Source organism: Streptomyces sp. NPDC002463 (assembly GCF_042889835.1).
Lineage (GTDB): Bacteria > Actinomycetota > Actinomycetes > Streptomycetales > Streptomycetaceae > Streptomyces > Streptomyces nymphaeiformis.
This window is the reverse complement of sequence record NZ_JBIARL010000001.1, coordinates 236,732-259,489: the sequence shown is the minus strand read 5'-3', so window position 1 is coordinate 259,489 and position 22,758 is coordinate 236,732. Positions and strand designations below refer to the sequence as shown.

14 protein-coding genes are annotated in these 22,758 nt (G+C 73.9%); 12 read left to right on the top strand and 2 right to left on the bottom strand.

The window, feature by feature from the left end:
- Positions 1-215: 215 nt before the first annotated feature.
- The 5 genes from ACFYX3_RS01115 (at position 216) to moeZ (ending at position 6,440) form a co-directional block, all read left to right on the top strand.
- A complete protein-coding gene (locus tag ACFYX3_RS01115) occupies positions 216-1,850 on the top strand; it encodes a glycosyltransferase (protein ID WP_389006918.1) in 1,635 nt (544 codons plus the stop codon).
- Positions 1,843-3,309, top strand: a complete 1,467-nt coding sequence (locus ACFYX3_RS01110) for a hypothetical protein (protein WP_389006916.1) — start codon at positions 1,843-1,845, stop codon at positions 3,307-3,309. Before ACFYX3_RS01115 ends, ACFYX3_RS01110 begins: the two co-directional genes overlap by 8 nt.
- Before the next feature lie 183 nt (positions 3,310-3,492).
- Positions 3,493-4,464, top strand: a complete 972-nt coding sequence (locus tag ACFYX3_RS01105; protein ID WP_184931406.1) for an NAD(P)-dependent oxidoreductase — start codon at positions 3,493-3,495, stop codon at positions 4,462-4,464.
- Entirely contained in the window at positions 4,452-5,198 is a 747-nt protein-coding gene (locus tag ACFYX3_RS01100; RefSeq protein ID WP_389006913.1) for a spherulation-specific family 4 protein, read from the top strand. Before ACFYX3_RS01105 ends, ACFYX3_RS01100 begins: the two co-directional genes overlap by 13 nt.
- Before the next feature lie 63 nt (positions 5,199-5,261).
- Positions 5,262-6,440, top strand: a complete 1,179-nt coding sequence (gene moeZ / locus ACFYX3_RS01095; protein WP_382660845.1) for an adenylyltransferase/sulfurtransferase MoeZ — start codon at positions 5,262-5,264, stop codon at positions 6,438-6,440.
- Between the two features lie 61 nt (positions 6,441-6,501).
- On the opposite strand, the gene ACFYX3_RS01090 is transcribed toward moeZ, so the two are convergent.
- Complete coding sequence (locus ACFYX3_RS01090) at positions 6,502-8,076, bottom strand: alpha/beta hydrolase (protein WP_382660846.1); 1,575 nt, start codon at positions 8,074-8,076, stop codon at positions 6,502-6,504.
- 71 nt (positions 8,077-8,147) lie between these two features.
- Positions 8,148-10,793 carry a lysylphosphatidylglycerol synthase domain-containing protein gene (locus ACFYX3_RS01085; protein WP_382660847.1) on the bottom strand — a complete coding sequence of 882 codons (2,646 nt, stop codon included), beginning with the start codon at positions 10,791-10,793 and terminating at the stop codon, positions 8,148-8,150.
- Positions 10,794-10,952: 159 nt separating this feature from the next.
- On the opposite strand from ACFYX3_RS01085, the gene ACFYX3_RS01080 reads away from it, so the two are divergent.
- The 7 genes from ACFYX3_RS01080 (at position 10,953) to nudC (ending at position 22,707) form a co-directional block, all read left to right on the top strand.
- The gene (locus ACFYX3_RS01080; protein ID WP_382660848.1) at positions 10,953-11,345 is read left to right on the top strand and encodes an MGMT family protein; all 393 of its coding nucleotides are present in this window, start codon (positions 10,953-10,955) and stop codon (positions 11,343-11,345) included.
- Between the two features lie 176 nt (positions 11,346-11,521).
- A complete protein-coding gene (locus ACFYX3_RS01075) occupies positions 11,522-14,875 on the top strand; it encodes an ATP-dependent helicase (RefSeq protein WP_389006909.1) in 3,354 nt (1,117 codons plus the stop codon).
- 153 nt (positions 14,876-15,028) lie between these two features.
- Entirely contained in the window at positions 15,029-15,796 is a 768-nt protein-coding gene (locus ACFYX3_RS01070) for a hypothetical protein (protein WP_389006907.1), read from the top strand.
- A 95-nt stretch (positions 15,797-15,891) separates the two neighbouring features.
- Positions 15,892-16,713, top strand: coding sequence for a hypothetical protein (locus ACFYX3_RS01065; protein ID WP_389006904.1), 822 nt, complete (start codon positions 15,892-15,894; stop codon positions 16,711-16,713).
- A 60-nt stretch (positions 16,714-16,773) separates the two neighbouring features.
- Positions 16,774-20,274: a UvrD-helicase domain-containing protein gene (locus ACFYX3_RS01060; protein WP_389006902.1), complete on the top strand. Its 3,501-nt coding sequence runs from the start codon at positions 16,774-16,776 to the stop codon at positions 20,272-20,274.
- A gap of 10 nt (positions 20,275-20,284) precedes the next feature.
- Positions 20,285-21,703 carry a dipeptidase gene (locus ACFYX3_RS01055; protein ID WP_389006900.1) on the top strand — a complete coding sequence of 473 codons (1,419 nt, stop codon included), beginning with the start codon at positions 20,285-20,287 and terminating at the stop codon, positions 21,701-21,703.
- A 35-nt stretch (positions 21,704-21,738) separates the two neighbouring features.
- Complete coding sequence (gene nudC, locus ACFYX3_RS01050) at positions 21,739-22,707, top strand: NAD(+) diphosphatase (RefSeq protein ID WP_376594016.1); 969 nt, start codon at positions 21,739-21,741, stop codon at positions 22,705-22,707.
- Positions 22,708-22,758 lie beyond the last annotated feature (51 nt).

The following is a 22,758-nucleotide window of genomic DNA, read 5'->3' as shown; positions in this document are numbered from 1 at the left end:
GCCGGGCCCCCCCGTTTGGTTGTGGGGGCGGCGGCTCCCCGCCTCCCCACGCCTGTTGGGTCTTTTTTTTACAACCCCCCGGGGGGGGGGGGGGCCCCCCCCACCCCCCCCCCCCCCACCACCGGTGTCTCCGCTTACGTTCTTCCCGCTGCGGGTCACCGGGACGACGGTGGCCGCCGTCAAGGGAGATCGGGGGTGCACGCGTGCGGATCGGAATGCTTACGGACGGTGGCTACCCGTACGCCACCGGTGAGTCCGGACGCTGGTGCGACCGGCTGGTACGCGGGCTCGGACAGCACTCCTTCGACCTCTACGCCCTCGGCCGCGCCGGCACCCCGCTGCCCCTGCCGCCGAACGCCCGCGTCGCCCGCACCGCCGACCTCGGCGGCCCCGACGCGCCGACGCACGAGCGCACCGGCCTCTGCGAGCCGCGCGCCTCCCGCCGGGCCTACGGACGCCAGGACCGGCGCCGCTTCACCGAGGCCTACCACCGGCTCGTCACCGGACTCTGCGCCGAGAACGCCGAGGACCCCGAAGGCGGCGAGACCTCCTTCGCCGACGGGCTCTACGCCCTCGCCGAACTCGCCCGCGAGCGCGGCGGACTGCCCGGGGCCCTCCGCTCCGACGACGCCGTCCGCGCCCTGGAGGCGGCCTGCCGCGCGCCCGGCGCACGCCGGGGCGCGGCCGCCGCAGGGCTCGCCGACCACCTCGCCTTCGCCGAGCACCTGGAGCGCGCCCTGCGCCCGCTCTCCCTCGACTGGTACGAGGACGACGCGCTCGCCGCCGCCGACCTCTGCCACGCCGCCGCCGGCGGCACCACGGCCCTCCCCGGGCTGCTGGCCAAACGCTTCTTCGGCACCCCGCTGCTCGTGACCGAGTACGGCGTACCGCTCCGCGCCCACTACCTCTCCACGGCCGGCGCCGACCGCTCCACCCCCCTGCGCGCCCTGCTCGCCGCCCTCCACGGCCGGCTCGCCGGCGAGATCTACCGGCAGGCCGCCCTCCTCACCCCCGGCAATGCCCACGCCCGCCGCTGGCAGGAGAAGTGTGGCGCCGACCGGGCCCGTATCCGCACCGTCCATCCCGGCATGGCCGCCGACCGTTTCGCCGAGGTCGGCGAGGACGAGGAGAGCGGCGACCCCGCCACGCTCGTCTGGGTCGGCCGCGTCGAACCCGCCAAGGACCTCATCGGACTCCTCCACGCCTTCGCGGAGATCCGGGCCCGACAGCCCGACGCCCGGCTGCGGATCGTCGCCGTGCCGGACCGCGACGGCGGCGTCGGCCACCTCACGTACTGCAAGGGGCTCGCCGCCCAGCTCTTCCCCGACGAGGCCACCGGGGCGCACGCCGTCGGCGAGAACCCCGTCACCTTCGAGGAGCTCGGCGGTCCCGAGGCGCCCACTCTCGAGGACACCTACGCCTCCGGTGCGCTCGTCGTCATGTCCAGCCTCGTCGAGGGCTTCCCCGCGAGCCTCGTCGAAGCGATGTTCTGCGCACGGGCCACCGTCTCCACGGACGTCGGCGCCGTCGTCGAGATCATCGGCGGCACCGGCCTCGTCGTCCCCCCGCGCAACCCCCGGGCGCTCGCCGACGCGTGCCTCGCGCTGCTCCGCGACCCCGAGCGCCGTCACCGGCTCGGCGCCGCCGCCCGCGCCCGCGCGCTCGAACTCTTCACCGTCGAACAGAACCTCGCCGCGTTCCGCGGCATCTACCTCGAACTCCTCTCCCACGCGCCGGTCCGCCACCGCCCCGGGGACGGCGTCCCCTTCGCCCACCCGGCCGAGGCCCATGTGCCAGGCAGCTGGGCGAACAAGGCCGTGACCGCCGGGACAGGAGCCCCCGATGCCTGAAGGAGACACCCCCATGCGCGGCTCCGCCGCCCCGACGAGCCCCGGAGCCTGGGACGCCCGCTCCGAAGCACTCCTCGGCACCCCCGCCCTCACGGCGGCCGGCACCCTCGACCTGCGCGCCCCCGCCCCCGAGGACCCCGTCGACGCCGCACCCTCCGGGATAGCCCCGACCCCGGGGGCGGCCTGGACCACGCCGGAGGTCCCGGACCCGGATCCGGCGGACCAGGAGTACCCGGACCCGCACCCGGCTTCGGACCACGCCGCCGTGACGGGGCCGGCCGACCCGAACGACCCTCTCCAGGCACCGGACCGGGCCGACATGCCGCACCCGGCCGAATCCGAGCACCGCACCGGCCCCCGCGCGGACGTCACTGCGCACCTGCCCGCACCCGTCCTCACGGACACCGCCCCCGCCCGCCCCCGGAGCCGGCGCGGCCACGCCGACCCCGTCAAAGTGCTCATGCACCGGCACCGGGAGCTCTGCGAGCGGGCCGTCGACCCGTTGGAGATCGCCGCCGGACTCGAAGCGCAGGGGTTCACCGACCGGACCGCCGCGCGCTTCCGGCACCGGGACGTGTTCTCGCTCGCCGAGGAGCTGTACGCGCGCGTGCCGCGCGGACAGGAGAAGCCCGCGTCCGCCGCTGAGCCGGAGCGGGCCCGTGCGCCCTGGGCGCTCGCCGTGCTCGCCCCCGGCGGGGTCGCCGGGCTGGCCGGGCTCGGACTGACCTTCAGCTACGGACCCGTACGGACCGCCGTCGGCGCCGCCGGGGCCCTCGCCCTCGGCGGGGCGCTGCTGCTCGCCGTCCGACAGGGCCCCTTCCGCGCCCCCGACGGAGCGGCCGTGCCCGCCGCCCGGCTCTGGACCCTCTGGCTCCTGGCGTACGCGGTCGGCGGCGACGGACTCCTGGAGCAGGTCCTGAGCGGCGGCCCGGACGGGTTCTGGGAGCTCGCCCCCGCGCCCCTCCTGGGCCTCGCCCTCGCCGTCGCGCCCGCCGCCTGGGGCGCCCACCTCTTCGCGAGCCGGGCCCGCCGCCGTATCGCCGACAGCCGTGGCCTCGCCGACTTCGCCGCCACCATCCGGCCGCTGCTGCTCGGCACCGTGACCCTCCAGCTCCTCGCCCTCGCCGGCCTGCTCGCCCTCACCGGCTCCGGTCCCGGGGCCCTCGCGCTCGGGGCGCTCCTGCTGCTCGCCCGGCTCCTCACCGTCCACGGCCACCCCGAGACGGCCTCCGCGGCCCTGGGTGCCGCCAGTGCCGGCGAGGCCCTCGCCCTCGCGAGCGTCCTCGCCGCCCGAGTCCCCGTCCCCGGCTTCGACGCGCTCGCCGTCCCGGTGCGCGCCCTCGTCGGGGCCTGGGGCCCCGGGGCCGTACCCACCCTCGTCTGCGGCGCCGCCGCGCTCGGCCTCCTGGCCCACGCGACCGGCTCCCTCGCCCGGGCCTCCGCCCACGCCACGCCGTGAAGAGCCCCACGAAGACCTCCCCGTGAAGACCCCCCCCCACGAAGACCCCACGAAGACCCCGCCCACCCGCGGAGCCGACGCCGCGGGCGTGCCCCGTCCCCTCTCTCATCACCCCGCAAGGAGACAGAAGACCATGACCCCTCAATCCCAAGGACCGGCCGGTCGGCACGTAGGGGCCGCACGATGAGGGTGCTACTGCTCGGAGCCAACGGCTTCATCGGACGTTTCGTCGCCGACCGGCTGCTCGCCGACCCGGCCGTCCACCTCACCGCGCTCGGCCGGGGCGACGACGCCGACGTGCGCTTCGACCTCGCCTCCGGCAGCCCCGGCGCGCTCACCCGTTTCCTGGACGCCGTCCACCCCGGCGTCGTCGTCAACTGCGCCGGAGCCACCCGCGGCGGCGCCCGCGAGCTGACCCGGCACAACACCGTCGCCGTCGCCACCGTCTGCGAGGCCCTGCGCCGCAGCGGCTGCGGCGCCCGGCTCGTCCAGGTCGGCTGCGCCTCGGAGTACGGGCCGAGCCAGCCCGGCTCCTCCACGGCCGAGGACGCGATCCCGCGCCCCGGCGGCCCGTACGGCGTGTCGAAGCTCGCCGCGACCGAGCTGGTCCTCGGCTCGGGCCTCGACGCCGTCGTCCTGCGGGTCTTCTCGCCCGTCGGTCCCGGCACGCCCGCCGGCTCCCCGCTCGGCCGCCTCGCCGAGGCGATGCGCCGCGCGATGCAGGCCGGGGACGGCGAGCTCAAGCTCAGCGGCCTCGGCGTGCAGCGGGACTTCGTCGACGTACGGGACGTGGCGCGGGCCGTCCACGCGGCCTCGCTCTCCGCGGCGCAGGGCGTCGTCAACATCGGCACCGGCCGCGCGGTCAAGCTCCGGGACGCCGCCGCCGTCCTCGCCCGGGTCGCCGGCTACGCGGGCAACCTGCACGAGCTGGACGGCCCGCACGGCATCCCGCAGCGCCCGATGATCGGCGCCCCCCGCACCGAGGGGACGATCGCCGAGCAGCTGGCCTCCGCCCCGTACCCGTACCCCGACGGCTGCGGGCCCTGGCAGCAGGCCGACGTCCGCACCGCCCGCGACCGGCTCGGCTGGCGGCCCCGGATCAACCTGGAGGAGTCCCTCGCCGACATCTGGATGGAGGCGGCGTGTCGCATCTGACGACGACCACGGCCACCGGGGCCCTCCAGGCGCTCGGCTTCGGCGTCCCCGGCTACGCCCATCCGCTGCTCGCCCCGGTCGAGTGGGCCGAGCTGACCCGTCCCGGGACCCCGCTGCACTGGGCGGTGCTCAACGTGGCGGACGGCCCCGGGAGCCGGCCCGACCCGCACTGCCTTGAGGCGGCCGGGAAGCTGCGGAACGCGGGGGTCAAGGTCCTCGGGCACCTGGACCTGGCGTACGGCGCCCGGCCCTTGGGGGAGCTCGTCTCGGACGCCCACCGCTTCCTCGACTGGTACAAGATCGGCGGTTTCTACCTGGACCGCGCGCCCGCCGACCGGGCCGACCTGGCCGGGACGCGGCGGCTCACCGCGACCCTGGAGGCCGTGCTCGGCGGCGAGGCCCATCTCGTCCTCGCCCACGGCACCCACCCCCACCCGGGGTACGCCGAGGCCGCCGACCAGCTGGTGACCTTCTCCGGCTCCTGGGTGGACTACCGCTGGTCGCAGGTGGCGGAGTGGACCGCCGAGTACACGGAGGCCAAGTTCGTCCACCTCGTCCACGGCGTTCCGCGCACCCACCTGGACGAGGCGCTGCGGATCGCCCGCTGGCAGGGGGCGGGGACGATCTTCTTCACGGACCGTCCCGCGCGCATGGGGCAAAGCGACCATTTCCATACGCTGCCCGGCTACTGGGACGAAATCGTCTCGCGGATCGGACCGGGTGTCTCGGAATGAGAAGGGGCGTGGCAGTGTTACGGGGAGAACAACCGTACTGACATCCCGACCACCGGAGTCCCCGTGTCGCTGCCACCCCTGGTCGAGCCGGCTGCCGAGCTCACCGTAGACGAGGTCCGCAGGTACTCCCGCCACCTGATCATCCCGGACGTCGGGATGGACGGGCAGAAGCGGCTGAAGAACGCCAAGGTGCTGTGCGTCGGCGCCGGCGGCCTCGGCTCCCCGGCCCTGATGTACCTGGCCGCCGCCGGCGTGGGCACGCTCGGCATCGTGGAGTTCGACGAGGTCGACGAGTCGAACCTCCAGCGCCAGATCATCCACAGCCAGGCCGACATCGGCCGCTCCAAGGCCGAGTCCGCGAAGGACTCCGTCCTCGGCATCAACCCGTACGTGAACGTGATCCTTCACGAGGAGCGGCTCGAGGCCGACAACGTGATGGACATCTTCAGCCAGTACGACCTGATCGTCGACGGCACGGACAACTTCGCCACCCGCTACCTGGTGAACGACGCCTGCGTGCTGCTGAACAAGCCGTACGTCTGGGGCTCGATCTACCGCTTCGACGGCCAGGCCTCGGTCTTCTGGTCCGAGTACGGCCCCTGCTACCGCTGCCTCTACCCGGAGCCCCCGCCGCCGGGCATGGTCCCGTCCTGCGCCGAGGGCGGCGTCCTGGGCGTGCTCTGCGCGTCCATCGGCTCCATCCAGGTCACCGAGGCCATCAAGGTCCTGGCCGGCGTGGGCGATCCGCTGGTCGGCCGCCTGATGATCTACGACGCCCTGGAGATGCAGTACCGCCAGGTCAAGGTCCGCAAGGACCCCAACTGCGCGGTCTGCGGCGAGAACCCGACCGTCACCGAGCTCATCGACTACGAGGCCTTCTGCGGCGTCGTGTCCGAGGAGGCCCAGGAGGCGGCGCTCGGCTCCACGATCACTCCCAAGCAGCTCAAGGAGTGGATCGACGCGGACGAGAAGATCGACATCATCGACGTCCGCGAGCCGAACGAGTACGAGATCGTCTCGATCCCCGGCGCGCGCCTGATCCCGAAGAACGAGTTCCTGATGGGCAACGCCCTCCAGGACCTCCCGCAGGACAAGCGGATCGTCCTGCATTGCAAGACGGGTGTCCGCAGTGCGGAAGTCCTCGCGGTGCTCAAGTCCGCGGGCTTCGCGGACGCGGTCCACGTCGGCGGCGGCGTGATCGGCTGGGTCAACCAGATCGAGCCCGAGAAGCCGGTCTACTAGGACATGCGGAAGGCCCCGGACCGTCGATGCGGTCCGGGGCCTTCCGCATGCGCGGGACCGGTCACTTCTTGCAGACCGTGCCCGAGGCCGGGACCTTGCCCTCGAGCAGGTACGCGTCCACCGCCTTCTTCACGCACGCGCTGCCGCTGTTGTACGCGCCGTGGCCCTCGCCCTCGTACGTCAGCTCCACGCCGACGCCCTTCCCGAGCGCGTCCACCATCGACCGGGCGCCCGCGTACGGCGTGGCCGGGTCGCCGGTGTTCCCGACGACCAGGATCGGCGCCGAGCCGGGCGCCGAGACGTCCGGGTGGTCCCACAGTCCCGGCACCGGCCAGTTCGCGCAGCTCGCGAGCGCCCAGCCCATGAAGTCGCCGAAGACGGGGGAGGCCTCGCGGAACTGGGGAAGCCGCTCCTTCGCCTGTCCCAGCGTGTAGCGCTCCTTGAAGTCCACGCAGTTGATGGCCGCGTTCGCCGCCTGGATGTTGCTGTAGGAGCCGTTCTCGCCGCGTCCGTTCATCGAGTCGGACAGGGAGAGCAGCAGCGCTCCGTCGCCGCCGTCGGCCGCGTCGAGCCCCTGCTCCAGATACGGCCAGAACTCCTTCGAGTACAGGGCCTGCGCGATGCCGTTGGTGGCCTGCGTCTGCGTCAGCTGCCGGTCGCCGATCCCGGGGATCGGCTTCTTGTCGAGGGACGCGAGGAGGTCCATGATCCCCGCCTCGATCTCGGCGACACTGGTGCCGGGCAGGGTGCACTCCTCGCCGCGGTCCACGCAGTCCTGGGCGAAGTTGTCCAGCGCGAGCTGGAAGCCCTTCGCCTGGCCGAGGGCGCCGTCCTCGACGCCCGCCTCCGGGTCGACGACCGCGTCGAAGACGGCCCGGCCCACGTTCTTCGGGAACATGTGGGCGTAGACGCCGCCGAGTTCCGTGCCGTACGAGATGCCGAAGTAGTGCAGCTTCTCGTCGCCTAGGACCTGGCGCATCAGGTCCATGTCCCGGGCCGCGTTCTCCGTGCCGACGTGCGGCAGGGCCGCGCCCGAGCTCTGCTCGCAGCCCGTCGCGTACCGCTTCTGCGCGTCGGACAGCGTCCGCTCCTCGGCGGTGTCGTCGGGCGTGAAGTCCAGGGCGTAGTAGGCGTCGAGCTCCTTGTCGGTGGCGCACTCGACGGGATCGCTGCGGCCGACCCCGCGCGGGTCGAAGGAGACCAGGTCGTAGCGGCTGCGCAGGCTCTCGTAGTCCTTCGCGAAACCGGGCAGGCCGGTGATGCCGGAGCCGCCGGGCCCGCCGAAGTTGAAGACGAGCGAGCCGATGCGCCGGGAGGCGTCACGGGCCTTGGCCCGGATGAGGGCCAGTTCGATGGTCTCGCCCTCCGGCGCCGACCAGTCGAGGGGCGCCTGGAGGAAGGAGCACTCCCAGGCGGTGCCCCCGGGCAGCGGGGAGGGCGCGGCCCCGCCGCCCTCGGCGGCGGACGGCGCCGGACACGGCGCCCAGGACAGCTTCTGCGAGGTCAGCGCCGAGAGCCCGGAGCCGGTCGGCGTCACCGGCTCCGCCGCACCGCTGCCCCCGTCCGAGCAGCCGGCGGCGAGCAGCACGGTGGTGGCGGCGAACAGGGCGGCACGCTGGGCGGCGGAGTTCGGCATAGGCCCATCGTGGTCCGCCGCCCCCGCCCCCGCGCGGGACGGAGGTCCAAGTGGGTGGCGCGCCGGATCCCCTACAAGGCTTCCCGCTTGGTCAGCCAGTTGAAGCAGATCCACCCCGGCAGCACCGGGAGCCACAGCGTCAGCAGGCGGTACAGGAGCACCGCCGGGGTCGCGACCTCGATCGGCAGGCCGCCGACGGTGACCAGGCCGACGGTGAGCGCGCCCTCGACCGCGCCGACACCGCCCGGGGTGGGCGCCGCCGAACCGAGCGCGTTGCCCGCGAGGAAGACGACGGCCACGGTCGCGTAACTGATCGTCTGGTTCCCGTGGCTGAAGGCCCGGATCGAGGCGTCCAGACAGAGGACGAACACGAGGGTCAGGAACAGCATCCCGCCGATGCCCGTCGCCAGCTTCAGGGGCCGCTGGAGCACGTCCAGCATGCGCGGCACCACACCGGCGAAGAGCGAGCGCAGCCGCGTCGACACGAACTTGCGCATGAACGGGATGGCCGTCACCACCAGGACGAGCACCGCGACCGTCAGGAGTCCGGCGATGACCGTCCTCGACGGGGTGAACGACCGCGACTTCTCCGTACCCGTCAGATAACCGAAGGAGAGCAGCAGCAGGATGTGCGCCCCGAGCTGGAAGAGCTGCGAGGCGCCGACGCTCGCGACCGCGAGCCCCGGGCGTACGCCCGTGCGCTGGAGGAAGCGGGTGTTGAGCGCGACGCCGCCGACCGCCGCGGGGGCGACGATCTTCACGAAGGAGCCGGCGACCTGCGCCGCCACCGTCCGCCAGAACCCGACCCGCTCGGGCACGAAGCCGAGCAGGGCCATCGCCGCCGCCACGTAGCTGAGCGCCGAGAACAGCACGGCGGCCGACACCCAGCGCCAGTCCGCCTCGCTGACCGTCGACAGCGGCGTACGGGCGATCTGCGAGAGCAGGAAGTACGCGGCGACCGCGCCCGCGATCATGCTGACCAGGGTCCGCGGCTTGATCCGCTCCAGACGGACCGGCTCCACCGGGGCCTGCGGACGGATCAGCAGCACCTGCTGCCGGATCTGCGCGAGCAGGTCCTCCTCGCGGGCCTCGTCCAGGGCGGTGTCCAGGGCCCGCTTCTCGGCCTTCTTGTCCGCCTTCTTCTCGGCCTTCGTCTCCGCCCGTACGGCCTTCCTGTCCGCCGCCGCCTCGGCCTTGGCGAGCTCCCGCTCGTGCTTGGCCGCCTCCGAGGCCGCGAGCACGGCCTCGCGCTCCCGCGCGGACCGCTCCCGCGCCAGTTTCCGCAGCGTCGCGCGCGTGGATCGGCTCAGGGCGATCGGCTGGAGCAGCGGCAGACAGTCGGCGACGCTGTCCGGGCCGAGCACCTCGACGGCCGCGGCGACCGCCCGCTCCGCCCCCACCCGCAGACCGAGGGTGGTGAGCAGCTGGGCGATGTCCATCCGCAGGATCAGGTCGCCGGCCGCGATCTCGCCGCCCCGCAGATCGGTGAGGATCACCCTGCCGGAACGATCCACCAGGATCGCGTCCCCGGTGAGCCGGCGGTGCGCGATCCGCCGCGACTGCAGCGCCCGGACCTGCCGCCAGGCGCTGTGGGCCAGCTCGTCGGTGATCTCGGCGTCGTCGAGCGAGTCCAGGCTGCGGCCGCCGATGTGCTCGTACACGAGCATCACGGCGTCCGGGCCGAGCTCCGAGGTGGCGATCAGCTTCGGTGCGTTCGCCCCGGCGGCGATCGCCGCGTACGCGAGGAGCGCCTCCTGCTCCAGGGCCTGGCGCAGCGAGACGATCGAGCGGCGGGTGGTGATCGTCCGCAGCGAGATCCGTCGCCAGGCGCGGTAGAAGAAGCCGTGCGCCTGCTGCTCGCGGTCGACGACGGTGACGTCGAGCGGCGGCCCGTCCTCCAGGGTGACGATGTACCGGCGGCCCCGGTCGCCGCTGTCGGCGGAGTCGGGCACGCCCTCGGCGCGCAGCGCGGTCACCGGCCGGAAGCCGACGCGGCGGAGGCCGGCGAGGAGGGTCTGCCCGGTGGGCCGGACGTTCGGCGAGCCGACCGCGTACAGCGTGCCGTACGCCACGGTCCAGCCGATCAGGACGGTCAGGATGATCGAGAGGGCGGTGGTGTAGCCGGCCACCAGCATCGTGAACGCGTCGAGCAGCAGCACCACCCAGAGCGACACCCGCCAACGCGGTCTGCGGGCCATGCCGACGGCGGTCATGTACGCGATGACCGGCGCGAGGTAGTTGTGCACCGGGTCGGTGAGCCCGCCGCCGGACTGCGGCTGGGTCAGCGCGTCCTGGATCGTGCCGGGCGCGGCCTGGGCGACCCAGAGGTCGGTGGCGAGGGTCACGCCGTGCGCCAGGACGGCGGCGAGGACGCCGTCGGCGATCCGCAGTCCGTCCCGTTTGATCAGCCGCTCGATGGCGAAGGCGACCGGCACGAGCAGGACGGCGATGGACGAGACGAGACCGGCGATCTTGACGAACACGTCCGGGGTGCCGGTCGCGCCCTTGTTGATGTCCTGCTCGAGACCCGAGGTCGTGGCGTGGGCGAAGGCGGCGACGGCGATGACGAGCCCGATGGCGAGCAGGCCGACGAGGAGCCGCATCAGGTCGGAGGGCCGGTGGACGCGGGCGGCGAGCAGCGGCTCGTCACCGGAGACCCGCTCGGGCATGTCGGGCTGAGCCCCGCCGGGAGGCTTCGTGTCCTGCCCCATCACCATGTCCGTCTCTGCCTGTGCGTCTTGTCGATCACGTTCTTGTACGTCTTGTTCTTGTACTTGTCGCTCTTGATCTCGTATCACCAGTCACCGCCCGGACGATGGTGGCACGAAGAGCTGCCGCGCGGAGGCATCAGGGCCATGTCGGTGGGGTGAGGCAGGATGATGCGGATGAGCATGGAGGAGCCCGTGGGGGAGACCGGAGAACTGCCCGAGTACGCGGAGCGGGTGCTCGACGTCGCCGACGCGATCCCGCCCGGCCGCGTGATGACCTACGGGGACGTCGCCGAGTGGCTCGGCGAGGGCGGACCCCGCCAGGTGGGCCGCGTCATGGCCCTGTACGGCGGGGCGGCGCCGTGGTGGCGGGTGGTCCGCGCCGACGGCACGCTGCTGCCCGGGCACGAGCTGCGCGCCCTCGGCCACTACCGCGAGGAGGGCACCCCGCTGCGCGCGGCGGGCCCGTCGGCCGAGGGACACGTGCCGAGGATCGACATGCGGCGGGCGCGCTGGGACGGCGGCGCGGACTCCGGCGAGGGTGCCGGAACTCACACCTGAGGGTCCCGCCCCGGTCGGCCCGGCCAGGACGGGCCCGTGAGGGTGGACGAGGCGCGGAGTACGGCTCGTCGGCGGCGCGCTTCGCGTAACGTCTTCGCTCGCGTCTCCCGAGGCGGCGGTCACGGCATACGGCCGCCTCACCCGCACCACCACACCCACCAGGACCGGCGATCCACGTGAGCTCCTCCTCCACCACCCGGCGTACGCCGCCGCACCAGGGACAGCCGTACCCGGGTCCGGGACGGCAGCGGACCCCGGGCGCGTACCGACTGGTGCGCACCACGCCGGCCCCGCTGGATCCCCCTCAGCTGGACGCAGTCCAGCGGCACGTGGTTGACCACACCGGCGGACCTCTCCTCGTCCTCGCCGGACCCGGCACCGGCAAGACGACCACGCTGGTCGAGGCGGTCGCCGCCCGCATGGAGAACGGCGCCGACCCCGAGCGCCTCCTCGTCCTCACCTTCAGCCGCAAGGCCGCCGTCGAACTCCGCGACCGCATGGCCGCCCGGCTCGGCGGCCGCCGCCCGCCGCAGGCGACGACCTTCCACTCGTACTGCTACGCCCTGATCCGAGCCCACCAGGACGCCGAGCTCTTCGCCGAACCCCTCCGGCTGCTCTCCGGACCCGAGCAGGACCTCGCCGTCCGCGAGCTGCTCGCCGGCCAGATCGACCTGGAGAAGGCGGGCCTCGGCCGGGTCCGCTGGCCCGACGAACTCCGCGCCTGCCTCACCACCCGCGGCTTCGCCGACGAGGTACGGGCCGTCCTCGCGCGCTCCCGCGAGCTGGGCCTCGGGCCGGACGCGCTCGCCCGCTTCGCGGACCGCGTCGGCCGCCCGGACTGGAAGGCGGCGGCCGGCTTCCTCGCCGAGTACCTCGACGTCCTCGACCTCCAGGGCGTCCTCGACTACGCCGAGCTCGTCCACCGGGCCGTACCGATCGCCCGGGACTCCCGCCTGCCCGCGTACGACGCGATCTACGTCGACGAGTACCAGGACACCGACCCCGCGCAGGTCCGGCTCCTGCACGCGCTCGCCGGCGGCGGCCGGTCCACGGTCGTCGCCTTCGGCGACCCCGACCAGTCCATCTACGCCTTCCGCGGCGCCGACGTGAACGGCATCCTCGACTTCCCGTCCGCCTTCGGCGGCGCGACCGTCCAGGTCCTGCGCACCTCCCGCCGCTCGGGCGCGGAGCTCCTCGGGGCGACCCGGCAGCTCGCCCAGCGGATGCCGATGCCCCGGCTCCCCGCCGACAAGGTCCGCGCCCACCGCGAACTCGCCCCGACCCGGGGCGGGGGCCGGGCGGAGGCGTACACGTACCCCACGGCCTCGGCGGAGGCCGAGAACATCGCCGACCTGCTGCGGCGCGCGCACCTGGAGGACGGCGTCCCCTGGCAGGACATGGCCGTCCTCACCCGCGCCGCCGGCTCCCTCCCCTCCCTCCGCCGAGCCCTCACCTCGGCGGGCGTCCCGGTGGAGACGGACGCGGCGGACACCCCTCTGCGCCACGAACCGGCGGTGACGCCGCTGCTTCTGGCGCTGAGGGCGGTGGCGACCGTCGTGGGCGGGCGTTCCCCAGGGGCGGAACGGGTGGGCACACCCCACGACGGCGCCACACCCGCCCCCGACGGCGAGCCCCGGGACGGCACCGAAGCGGCGACCTGGCTCCTCGTGGAGACGGCGCTCGAACTGCTCGCCTCCCCCCTCGCCGGCGTGGACCCCGCCGACCTCCGGAGACTCGGCCGCGCCCTGCGCGACGAAGAGCGAGCCGCAGGCAACAAGGTCCCGCCCCCCTCCGACGTCCTGCTCGCCCGGGCACTGGCGGAGCCGGAGCGCCTGGTCGCCCACGACCCCGCGTACAGCAGGGGCGCCCACCGCCTCGGCCAACTCCTCCAGGAGACCCGCGCGCTGCTCGACGCCGGCGGCACCGCCGAGGAGGCCCTCTGGGTGCTCTGGCAGGGCACCCCCTGGCCCGGCCGCCTGGAGCGCGCCGCCCTCCGCGGCGGCCCCGCCGGGCGCAACGCCGACCGTGACCTCGACGCCGTCTGCGCCCTCTTCGAGACCGCCGCCCGCGCCGAGGAGCGCGTCGGCGGCCGGGGCGTCCTCAACTTCCTGGAGGAGCTCGACGCCCAGGACATCGCCGCCGACACCCTCACCCGCCGGCACACCCGCCCGGACGCGGTCCGCCTGATGACGGCCCACCGTTCCAAGGGCCTGGAGTGGAGCTTCGTCGTCGTCGCGGGCGTGCAGGAGGGCCTCTGGCCGGACCTCCGCCGCCGGGGCTCCCTCCTGGAGGCCGACCGCATCGGGCGCGACGGCCTGGCCGAGCCCCTCAGCCCCGGCGCCCTCCTCGCCGAGGAGCGCCGGCTGTTCTACGTCGCCGCCACGCGCGCGCGTGACCGGCTCGTCGTCACGGCGGTGAAGGCCGCCGCCGAGGACGGGGACCAGCCGTCCCGCTTCCTGACCGAGCTCGGCGCCGAGCCGAAGGACGTCCCGGGCCGCCCGCGCCGCCCGCTCGCCGTCTCCGCCCTGGTCGCCGAGCTCCGCGCGACCACCGTCGACCCGGAGGTCTCGCCGGAGCTCCGCGAGGCGGCCGCCGACCGGCTCGCCCGGCTGGCCGCGCTGACCGACGAGGACGGCCAGCCGCTGGTCCCGGCCGCGCACCCGGACCGCTGGTGGGGCCTGTTCGAGCCGACGCACAGCGCGACGCCGCTGCGCGACCGCGAGCGGCCGGTGGCGCTGTCGCCGAGCGCGCTGGAGAACCTGGTCTCCACCTGCTCGCTCCAGTGGTTCCTGGGCCGTGAGGTCAAGGCGTCGGCCCCGGCCACCGCCGCCCAGGGCTTCGGGAACGTCGTCCACGTCCTCGCCGACGAGGTCGCCTCCGGGCGCACCCCGGCCGACCTCGACGTCCTGATGGCCCGGCTGGACTCCGTATGGGACGCGCTCGCCTTCGACGCGCCCTGGAAGTCGGCGCAGGAGAAGCAGCACGCGCGCGTGGCGCTGGAACGCTTCCTGAGCTGGCACGTCATGGACCGCGGCGGCCGTACCCCCGCCGCATCCGAGCACGGCTTCGACGTGACCCTGGAGGCGGGGGAGTACGAGGTCCGCATCCGGGGCTCCATGGACCGCGTCGAGACCGACGAGCACGGGCGCGCGTACGTCGTCGACTTCAAGACCGGCAAGTCTGCCCCCACCAAGGACGAGGTCGCCCACCACCCGCAGCTCGCCGTCTACCAGCTCGCGGTGCGGGAGGGCGCCCTCGACGAGGTCTTCGGCGGCGAACGCCCGGAGCCGGGCGGCGCCGAACTCGTACAGCTGCGGCAGGCCGCCCCGAAGAAGGAGGGCGGCGACGCCCTGCCGAAGGTCCAGGCGCAGGAGCCCCTGGCCGGGGAGTGGGTCGGCGAGCTGCTCGCCAACGCGGCGGGCCGGGTCCTCGACGAGCGGTTCACCCCGACCACCGGCCAGCACTGCACGACCTGCGCCTTCCGGGCCTCGTGCAGCGCCCAGCCGGAGGGCCGCCAGGTCGTCGACTGACGTCCTCCGGGTGCCGTGTGCGGAGCGTCACGTTCCTTCCCGTACATCCTTGCTGCCGCCTCGCAGGTCCATGTCTTCGCAACGCCCGAGTAAAGGCGTCGTCAAGACGAGCTGTGAGAACCGCCGCGCGAGACGGCTGTGAGGAGTGCACGCATGAGGGCCAACAGGAAGCTCTGGGCGGCGGCGACGGTCTGCGCGGCCGTGGTCGCGGGTGTCACGGGCTGTTCCACGGGCGAGGACAAGGCCGCCGACCCCTTCGCGGGCCTCACCGCCGACGCCATCGCCGACAAGTCGGTCGAGGCCACCAAGGCGGCCACCGCCTTCCGCATGCACGGCAAGGGCAAGACCGACGGCGAGGAGATGACCGTCGACATCTCCGTCGACAGCAAGGGCAACTGCAAGGGCTCGATGAAGACCCCCACGGGCGGCAGCGCCGAGATGATCGGCACCGGCGGCACCAGCTACATGAAGGGCGACGACGCCTTCTGGAAGTCCACCGGCGGTGAGGAAGGCGCCTCCTCGGACGAGTCCGGCGCCATGTCCGAGCTGCTCAAGGGCCGCTGGATGAAGATGCCGAGCGAGAAGGGCGCGGAGGCGAGCGGCCCCGACGCGTTCTGCGACCTGAAGCAGATCGTCAAGGACATGGACGAGGAGACGCCGCGCAAGGGCATGACCCGCGAGGCAGACGCCGACGTCGACGGCAAGTCCGCCGCCGTGCTCACCAAGAAGGACAAGGGCCGGACCACGACCTTCTACGTGGCCAAGGACTCCGCCAAGCCCTACCTCCTCCGTGTCGTGAAGACCGGTGGCGAGGACCCCGGCACCGCCGATCTGAGCGACTTCGACAAGCCGGTCACCGTCACGGCCCCGCCGGCCGACCAGACCGTGGACATGGAAGAGCTGATGAAGGCCGCCTCCTGACCCACCGGCCCGAACCCGGGGCGCAGAAGTAGCGGGCGGGCGCGCGCAGGGCGACCCTGGTGGGACGGCCCGGGGGAATCAGCGAGGAGGCTCGCATGACGTCCCAGCCCCACCGAAAGCTCCGCGCCGCGGCCGTCGTCTGCGTGGTCGCCGTCGTCGCGGGTCCCGCGCCGGCGGCGGCCTGGGCGGCGACCGGCGGCCGACCGCCCGCCGCAGCCCCCTCCCCCTCCCCCTCCCCGACCCCGGATCCGTTCAAGGGCCTCACCCCCGACGAGATCGCCGAGCGGGGCGTGACCGCCACCCAGTCCGCGACGTCCCTGCGCATGACCGGCCGGGTCGCCGGCGGGGGACAGCCGATCGGCATCGACTTCGCCGTCAACGACAGCGGCGAGTGCACCGGCCTGATCAAGATCAAGGGCGGCACCGCCGAACTGCGCCGGGTCGACCACGTCACGTACATGAAGGGCGACGAGGCCTTCTGGCGGGCCTCCATGGCCTCCCAGGGCATGTCGGAGCCGCAGATCACGGTCACCCTCGAACTGATCAAGGGCCGCTGGCTGAAGATCGCCCCGGGGCAGACGGGCAGCGAGGACCTCGGCAGCGTCTGCGACCTGAAGTCGCTCCTCTCCGACATCGGCAAGAACAAGGAGGAGCGCAGCGGGCTGACCCGCGGGCCGGACGGCAAGGTCGACGGGACCCCCGTCGCGACCCTGGTGAAGAAGAAGCCCGGCGGCGAGACGGCCACGGTCTCCGTCTCCCGACAGGGCAAGCCGTACATCCTGAAGATGGTCAAGAAGGGCGGAGACGAGCCCGGCTCGGTGGTGCTCTCCGACTACGACAAGCCGGTCGACGTGAAGGCCCCGCCGGCCGACGAGACGGTGGACCTCTCCAAGCTCGACCAGGGCACCCCCGCATAGAAGTACAGGTCACAACTGTGCGGGGCCGGATTGTCGGTCGGCCCCGTTAGCCTCTTTGAGGTGACCGCACGCATCACCGACCCCGAGCAGCTCAAGGAGCTCCTCGGCATCCCGTTCACCCCGGAGCAGACGGCCTGCATCACCGCGCCGCTCGCCCCGCAGGTCGTCGTGGCCGGAGCCGGATCCGGCAAGACGACGGTGATGGCCGCCCGGGTGGTCTGGCTGGTCGGCACGGGCCAGGTCGCCCCCGAGCAGGTCCTCGGTCTCACCTTCACCAACAAGGCGGCCGGCGAGCTCGCCGAGCGCGTCCGCACCGCCCTCGTCCGCGCCGGCGTCACCGATCCCGACCTCATCGACCCGTCCCACCCGTCGCCCGGCCACCACCCCTCGACGACGGCGGTTCCCGCCGACCCCTACTACCTCCCGGGCGAGCCCCGCATCTCCACGTACCACGCCTTCGCCGGGCAGCTGCTCACCGACCACGGCCTCCGCATCGGCCTGGAGCCCACCTCCCGCCTCCTCGCCGACGCCACCCGCTACCAGCTCGCCGCGCGCGTGCTCCGCGAGGCCCCAGGCCCGTACCCCGCGCTCACCCGGTCCTTCCCGACGCTCATCACCGACCTGCTCGCCCTCGACGCCGAGCTCGCCGAGCACCTCGTGCCGCCCGAGCGGCTCCGGGCGTACGACTCCGAGCTCCTCGACGCCCTCGCCGGCGCCAGGCTCAGCAACGCCGAACTGCGCAAGATCCCCGAGGCATCCGCCGCCCGCCGCGAACTCCTCGACCTCGTCGTCCGCTACCGCGCCGCCAAGCGCTCCCGCGACCTGCTCGACTTCGGCGACCAGATCGCCCGCTCCGCCGAGCTCGCCACCACCCGGCCCGAGGTCGGCGCGATCCTGCGCGAGGAGTTCCGCGTCGTCCTCCTCGACGAGTACCAGGACACCTCCGTCGCCCAGCGGCTCCTGCTCTCCGGACTCTTCGGCCAGGGCCCCACCGGCCGCAGCACGGGACACGCCGTGACCGCCGTCGGCGACCCCTGCCAGGCCATCTACGGCTGGCGCGGCGCCTCCGTCGCGAACCTCGACGACTTCCCCGAGCACTTCCCGCACGCCGACGGCAGCCCCGCGAGCCGCTACTCCCTCTCCGAGAACCGGCGCAGCGGCGGCCGCCTCCTCGACCTCGCCAACGGGCTCGCCGCCCCCCTGCGCGCCATGCACGCGGGCGTGGAGGCGCTGCGCCCCGCCCCGGGCGCCGAGGCCGACGGCAGCGTCCGCATCGCCCTCCTCCCCACCCACGCGGAGGAGATCGACTGGCTCGCCGACTCCCTCGCCCATCTCGTGCGGACCGGCCGCGAGCCCGGCGAGATCGCCGTCCTGTGCCGCACCGCCACCGACTTCCCCGCCATCCACGCGGCCCTCGTCGCCCGCGACGTCCCCGTCGAGGTCGTCGGCCTCTCCGGCCTCCTCCACCTCCCCGAGATCGCCGACCTCGTCGCCGTCTGCGAGGTCCTCCAGGACCCGGGGGCCAACGCCGCCCTGGTCCGCCTCCTCACCGGCCCCCGCTGGCGCATCGGCGCCCGCGACCTCGCCCTCCTCGGCCGCCGCGCCCGCCTCCTGGTCCACCGGGGCGGCGAGGAGACGGACCCCGAGCAGCGGCTCGCCGCCGCCGTCGAGGGCGTCGACCCGGCCGAGGTCGTCTCCCTCGCCGACGCGCTCGACACCTTCCTCGACTCCGGCGGCACCGACGACGGCCTGGCCTTCTCCGCCGAGGCCCGGGTCCGCTTCGCGCGCCTCGCCACCGAGCTGCGCGCCCTGCGCACCTCCCTCGCCGACCCCCTCATGGACGTGCTGCACCGCGTCCTCGCCGCCACCGGCCTCGAGGTCGAGCTCTCCGCCTCCCCGCACGCGCTCGCGGCCCGCCGCCGCGAGACCCTCGGCCAGTTCCTCGACATCGCCGCCGGCTTCGCCTCCCTCGACGGCGAGGCCAGCCTCCTCGCCTTCCTCGGCTTCCTGCGCACGGCCGTCCAGTTCGAGAAGGGCCTCGACAACGCCCTGCCGGGCGGCGAGAACACCGTGAAGGTCCTCACCGCCCACAAGTCCAAGGGCCTCGAATGGGACGTCGTCGCCGTCCCCGGCCTCGTCACCGGCCAGTTCCCGAGCGCCCGCGCGCGCGAGTCGTGGACCTCGCAGCCCCAGGTCCTCCCGCACGCCCTGCGCGGCGACGCGGCCACCCTGCCGGGCCTCGACACCTGGGACGCCAAGTCCCTCACGGCCTTCAAGAACGAGATGCGGGACCACCAGCACACCGAGGAACTCCGCCTCGGCTACGTCACCTTCACCCGCCCCCGCTCCCTCCTCCTCGGCTCCGCCCACTGGTGGGGCCCCGCTCAGAAGAAGCCCCGGGGCCCCTCGGACTTCCTCCACGCGCTGTACGACCACTGCACGGCGGGCCACGGCGAGATCGAGCACTGGGCGGAAGAACCGGAACCGGACACGGAGAACCCGTCCCTGACGGAACAGAACAAGGACCAGGCCTGGCCGCTGCCCCTGGACGAGGAGTCGTTCAAGCGGCGCAGGGAAGCGGCGGAGGCAGTCGGCCGCCGGTTGTGGGCATACGTTTCGCAGGGCGATGGGGGTTCCCCCTGCCCGAGCGAAGCCGAGAGCCCGGGGGAGGGCGGGCACAAGCCCCCGAGCACGGCGCCCGACTCCCAGGGCCCCGACCCCGAGGACCTCTGGCCCGACGAGGAGGAACCCGTCTGGGACGAGGAGGCCTTCCCGGAGGACCTCCACAAGGACGCGGTCCCGGCCCCGAGGAAGCCCGAGGCCCTGCCCCCGGAGCCGTACGAGGAACTCACCCCCGAGGACACGAGAACCATCGCCTCCTGGGACAGAGACCTCACCGCCCTCACCACGGAGCTCCGCCGCGCCCGCGCGACCACCCGTGACGTCCTGCTCCCCGCGTACCTCTCCGCCTCCCAGGTCCTGCGCCTCGCCGCCGATCCCGACGGCTTCGCCCAGGAGCTGGCCCGGCCCATGCCGAAGCCGCCGCAGCCCGCGGCCCGTCGGGGCACCCGCTTCCACGCGTGGGTGGAGTCCCGTTTCGAGGAGCTGCCGCTGCCGTTCCTCGGTCCGGAGGACCTCCCCGGCGGCGAGGACTTCGCGGGCGAGCCGGAGATCCTCGACGAGCGGGACCTCGACGAGCTCAAGGAGGCCTTCGCCCGCACCCCGTACGCCCACCGCACCCCGTACCGCGTCGAGGTCCCCGTGCACCTCTCCCTCGCGGGCCGGGTCGTGCGGGGCAGGATCGACGCCGTCTACCGGGACCCGGAGTCCGGCGCGTACGAGATCGTCGACTGGAAGACCAGCCGGGACCGCTCCGCGGATCCGCTCCAGCTCGCGATCTACCGGCTGGCGTGGGCCGAGCAGCACGGCCTCGCGCCGGAGGAGGTGGCCGCGGCGTTCGTGTACGTCCGAACGGGTGAGGTGGCCCGTCCCGCCCGCCTGCCGGGCCGCACGGAGCTGGAGGCCATCCTGCTGGGCGGGGCACCCCCGGACGCCGGATAGGCTCGTGGGCATGAGCGAGACCCCGGACAGCGCCGTCCGCACCGTACGCACGTACGTCGAGCAGCACCGTGACGCCTTCCTCGGCGACCTTGCCGAGTGGCTGCGGATCCCCTCCGTGTCGGCCCAGCCGGACCGCGCCGGGGACGTACGGCGCAGCGCCGAGTGGCTCGCCGCCAAGCTGACGGAGACCGGCTTCACCACGGTCGAGGTCTGGGAGACCGACGGCGCCCCCGCCGTCTTCGCCGAGTGGCCGTCCGGCGACCCGGACGCCCCGACCGTCCTCGTCTACGGCCACCACGACGTGCAGCCCGCGGCCCGTGAGGACGGCTGGCACACGGACCCGTTCGAGCCGACGGTGGTCGACGGCCGGATGTACGCGCGCGGGGCCGCCGACGACAAGGGCCAGGTGTTCTTCCACACCCTCGGTGTCCGCGCCCACCTCGCCGCCACCGGCCGCACCGCGCCCGCCGTCAACCTCAAGCTGATCGTCGAGGGCGAGGAGGAGTCGGGCTCCCCGCACTTCCGGGAGCTCGTCGAGGCGCACGCGGACCGCCTCGCCGCCGATGCCGTGATCGTCTCCGACACCGGCATGTGGTCCGAGACCACCCCGACCGTCTGCACCGGCATGCGCGGGGTCGCCGACTGCGAGATCGAGCTGTACGGCCCCGACCAGGACATCCACTCCGGCTCCTTCGGCGGCGCCGTGCCGAACCCGGCCACCGTCGCGGGCCGGATCGTCGCAGCCCTCCACGACGAGCGCGAGCACGTGGCGATCCCCGGCTTCTACGACGGCGTGACGGAACTCACCGAAGCCGAGCGGGCCCTCGTCGCCGAGCTGCCCTTCGACGAGGAGGCCTGGCTGCGGACGGCCAAGTCCCACGGCACCCTCGGAGAGGCCGGCTTCACGACCCTGGAGCGGGTCTGGGCCCGGCCGACCGCCGAGGTCAACGGCATCGGCGGCGGCTACCAGGGCCCCGGCGGCAAGACGATCGTCCCCGCCTCCGCCCAGCTCAAGCTGTCGTTCCGGCTCGTCGCGGGCCAGGACCCGGCGAAGATCGAGCTCGCGGTACGGGACTGGCTCGCCGGACTCGTCCCCGCCGGCATCCGGTACGAGATCGTCTTCGGCGCCCCGACCCGCCCCTGCCTCACCCCCCTCGACCACCCCGCCCTCAACGCGGTGGCCGTGGCCATGAGCCGGGCCTTCGACGGCGCCAAGGTCCGCTACACCCGCGAGGGCGGCTCCGGACCGGCCGCCGACCTCCAGGACGTCCTGGAGGCGCCCGTCCTGTTCCTCGGCATCTCCGTCCCGTCCGACGGCTGGCACGCCCCCAACGAGAAGATCGAGCTGGATCTCCTCATGAAGGGCGTCGAGACGACCGCGTACCTGTGGGGCGACCTGCCCGCCGCCCTCCACACCGCCGCGCGCTGAACCCACACACCGATCCGGGGGAGTTGGAAGCACCTGTGAGCACCTTGAAGAACGCGTCGAGCAGCCCCGAGCAGGCGCCGGCGGACCGCCCGATCTCGCTCACCGCCCCGAGCGGAATCGACCGCGCCGCCCACCACCGCCTCGACGAGGCGTGGCTGGCGGCGGCCTGGAGCCACCCGACGACCCGGGTCTTCGTGGTCTCGGGCGGTCAGGTGCTGATCGACGACGGCCCCGACGGCACGACCGAACTGGTCATGACGCCGGCCTTCGAGGCCCCGGTCACCGAGACCCACCGCTACTTCCTGGGCACGGACGCCGACGGCGTCTCGTACTTCGCGCTCCAGAAGGACTCCCTGCCCGGCCGCATGGACCAGTCCGCGCGCCCGGCCGGGCTGCGCGAAGCGGGTCTGCTCCTCTCCGACCGGGACGCGGGCCTCATGGTCCACGCCGTCGCCCTGGAGAACTGGCAGCGCCTCCACCGCTTCTGCTCGCGCTGCGGCGAGCGCACGGTCATCGCGGCCGCCGGGCACGTCCGCCGCTGCCAGGCCTGCGGCGCCGAGCACTACCCGCGCACCGACCCCGCGGTGATCATGCTGGTCACCGACGACCAGGACCGGGCGCTGCTGGGCCGTCAGGTGCACTGGCCGGAGGGCCGCTTCTCGACCCTCGCCGGCTTCGTGGAGCCGGGCGAGTCCATCGAGGCGTCGGTGGCCCGCGAGGTCTTCGAGGAGGCCGGTGTCACGGTCGGCGAGGTCGAGTACATCGCCAGCCAGCCCTGGCCGTTCCCGTCCAGCCTGATGCTGGGCTTCTTCGCCCAGGCCACGTCCTCGGAGATAAACGTGGACGGCGAGGAGATCCACGAGGCCCGCTGGTTCTCCCGCGAGGACCTGGCCGCCGCCTTCGAGTCGGGCGAGGTGCTGCCCCCGTACGGCATCTCGATCGCCTCCCGCCTGATCGAGCGCTGGTACGGCAAGCCGCTCCCGAAGCCGGGCGACGTGATCTGAGCGACGGGAAGCCCCCGGCCTTCGGGCCGGGGGCTTTGTCGTACCCGGCTG

Excerpts from the sequence above, each read along its gene's own strand:
- ACFYX3_RS01115 (WP_389006918.1), top strand. The coding sequence starts at position 216 with ATGCTTACGGACGGTGGCTACCCGTACGCCACCGGTGAGTCCGGACGC.
- ACFYX3_RS01110 (WP_389006916.1), top strand. The coding sequence starts at position 1,843 with ATGCCTGAAGGAGACACCCCCATGCGCGGCTCCGCCGCCCCGACGAGC.
- ACFYX3_RS01105 (WP_184931406.1), top strand. The coding sequence starts at position 3,493 with ATGAGGGTGCTACTGCTCGGAGCCAACGGCTTCATCGGACGTTTCGTC.
- ACFYX3_RS01090 (WP_382660846.1), bottom strand. The coding sequence starts at position 8,076 with ATGCCGAACTCCGCCGCCCAGCGTGCCGCCCTGTTCGCCGCCACCACC.
- ACFYX3_RS01085 (WP_382660847.1), bottom strand. The coding sequence starts at position 10,793 with ATGGTGATGGGGCAGGACACGAAGCCTCCCGGCGGGGCTCAGCCCGAC.
- ACFYX3_RS01080 (WP_382660848.1), top strand. The coding sequence starts at position 10,953 with ATGATGCGGATGAGCATGGAGGAGCCCGTGGGGGAGACCGGAGAACTG.
- ACFYX3_RS01070 (WP_389006907.1), top strand. The coding sequence starts at position 15,029 with ATGAGGGCCAACAGGAAGCTCTGGGCGGCGGCGACGGTCTGCGCGGCC.
- ACFYX3_RS01065 (WP_389006904.1), top strand. The coding sequence starts at position 15,892 with ATGACGTCCCAGCCCCACCGAAAGCTCCGCGCCGCGGCCGTCGTCTGC.
- ACFYX3_RS01055 (WP_389006900.1), top strand. The coding sequence starts at position 20,285 with ATGAGCGAGACCCCGGACAGCGCCGTCCGCACCGTACGCACGTACGTC.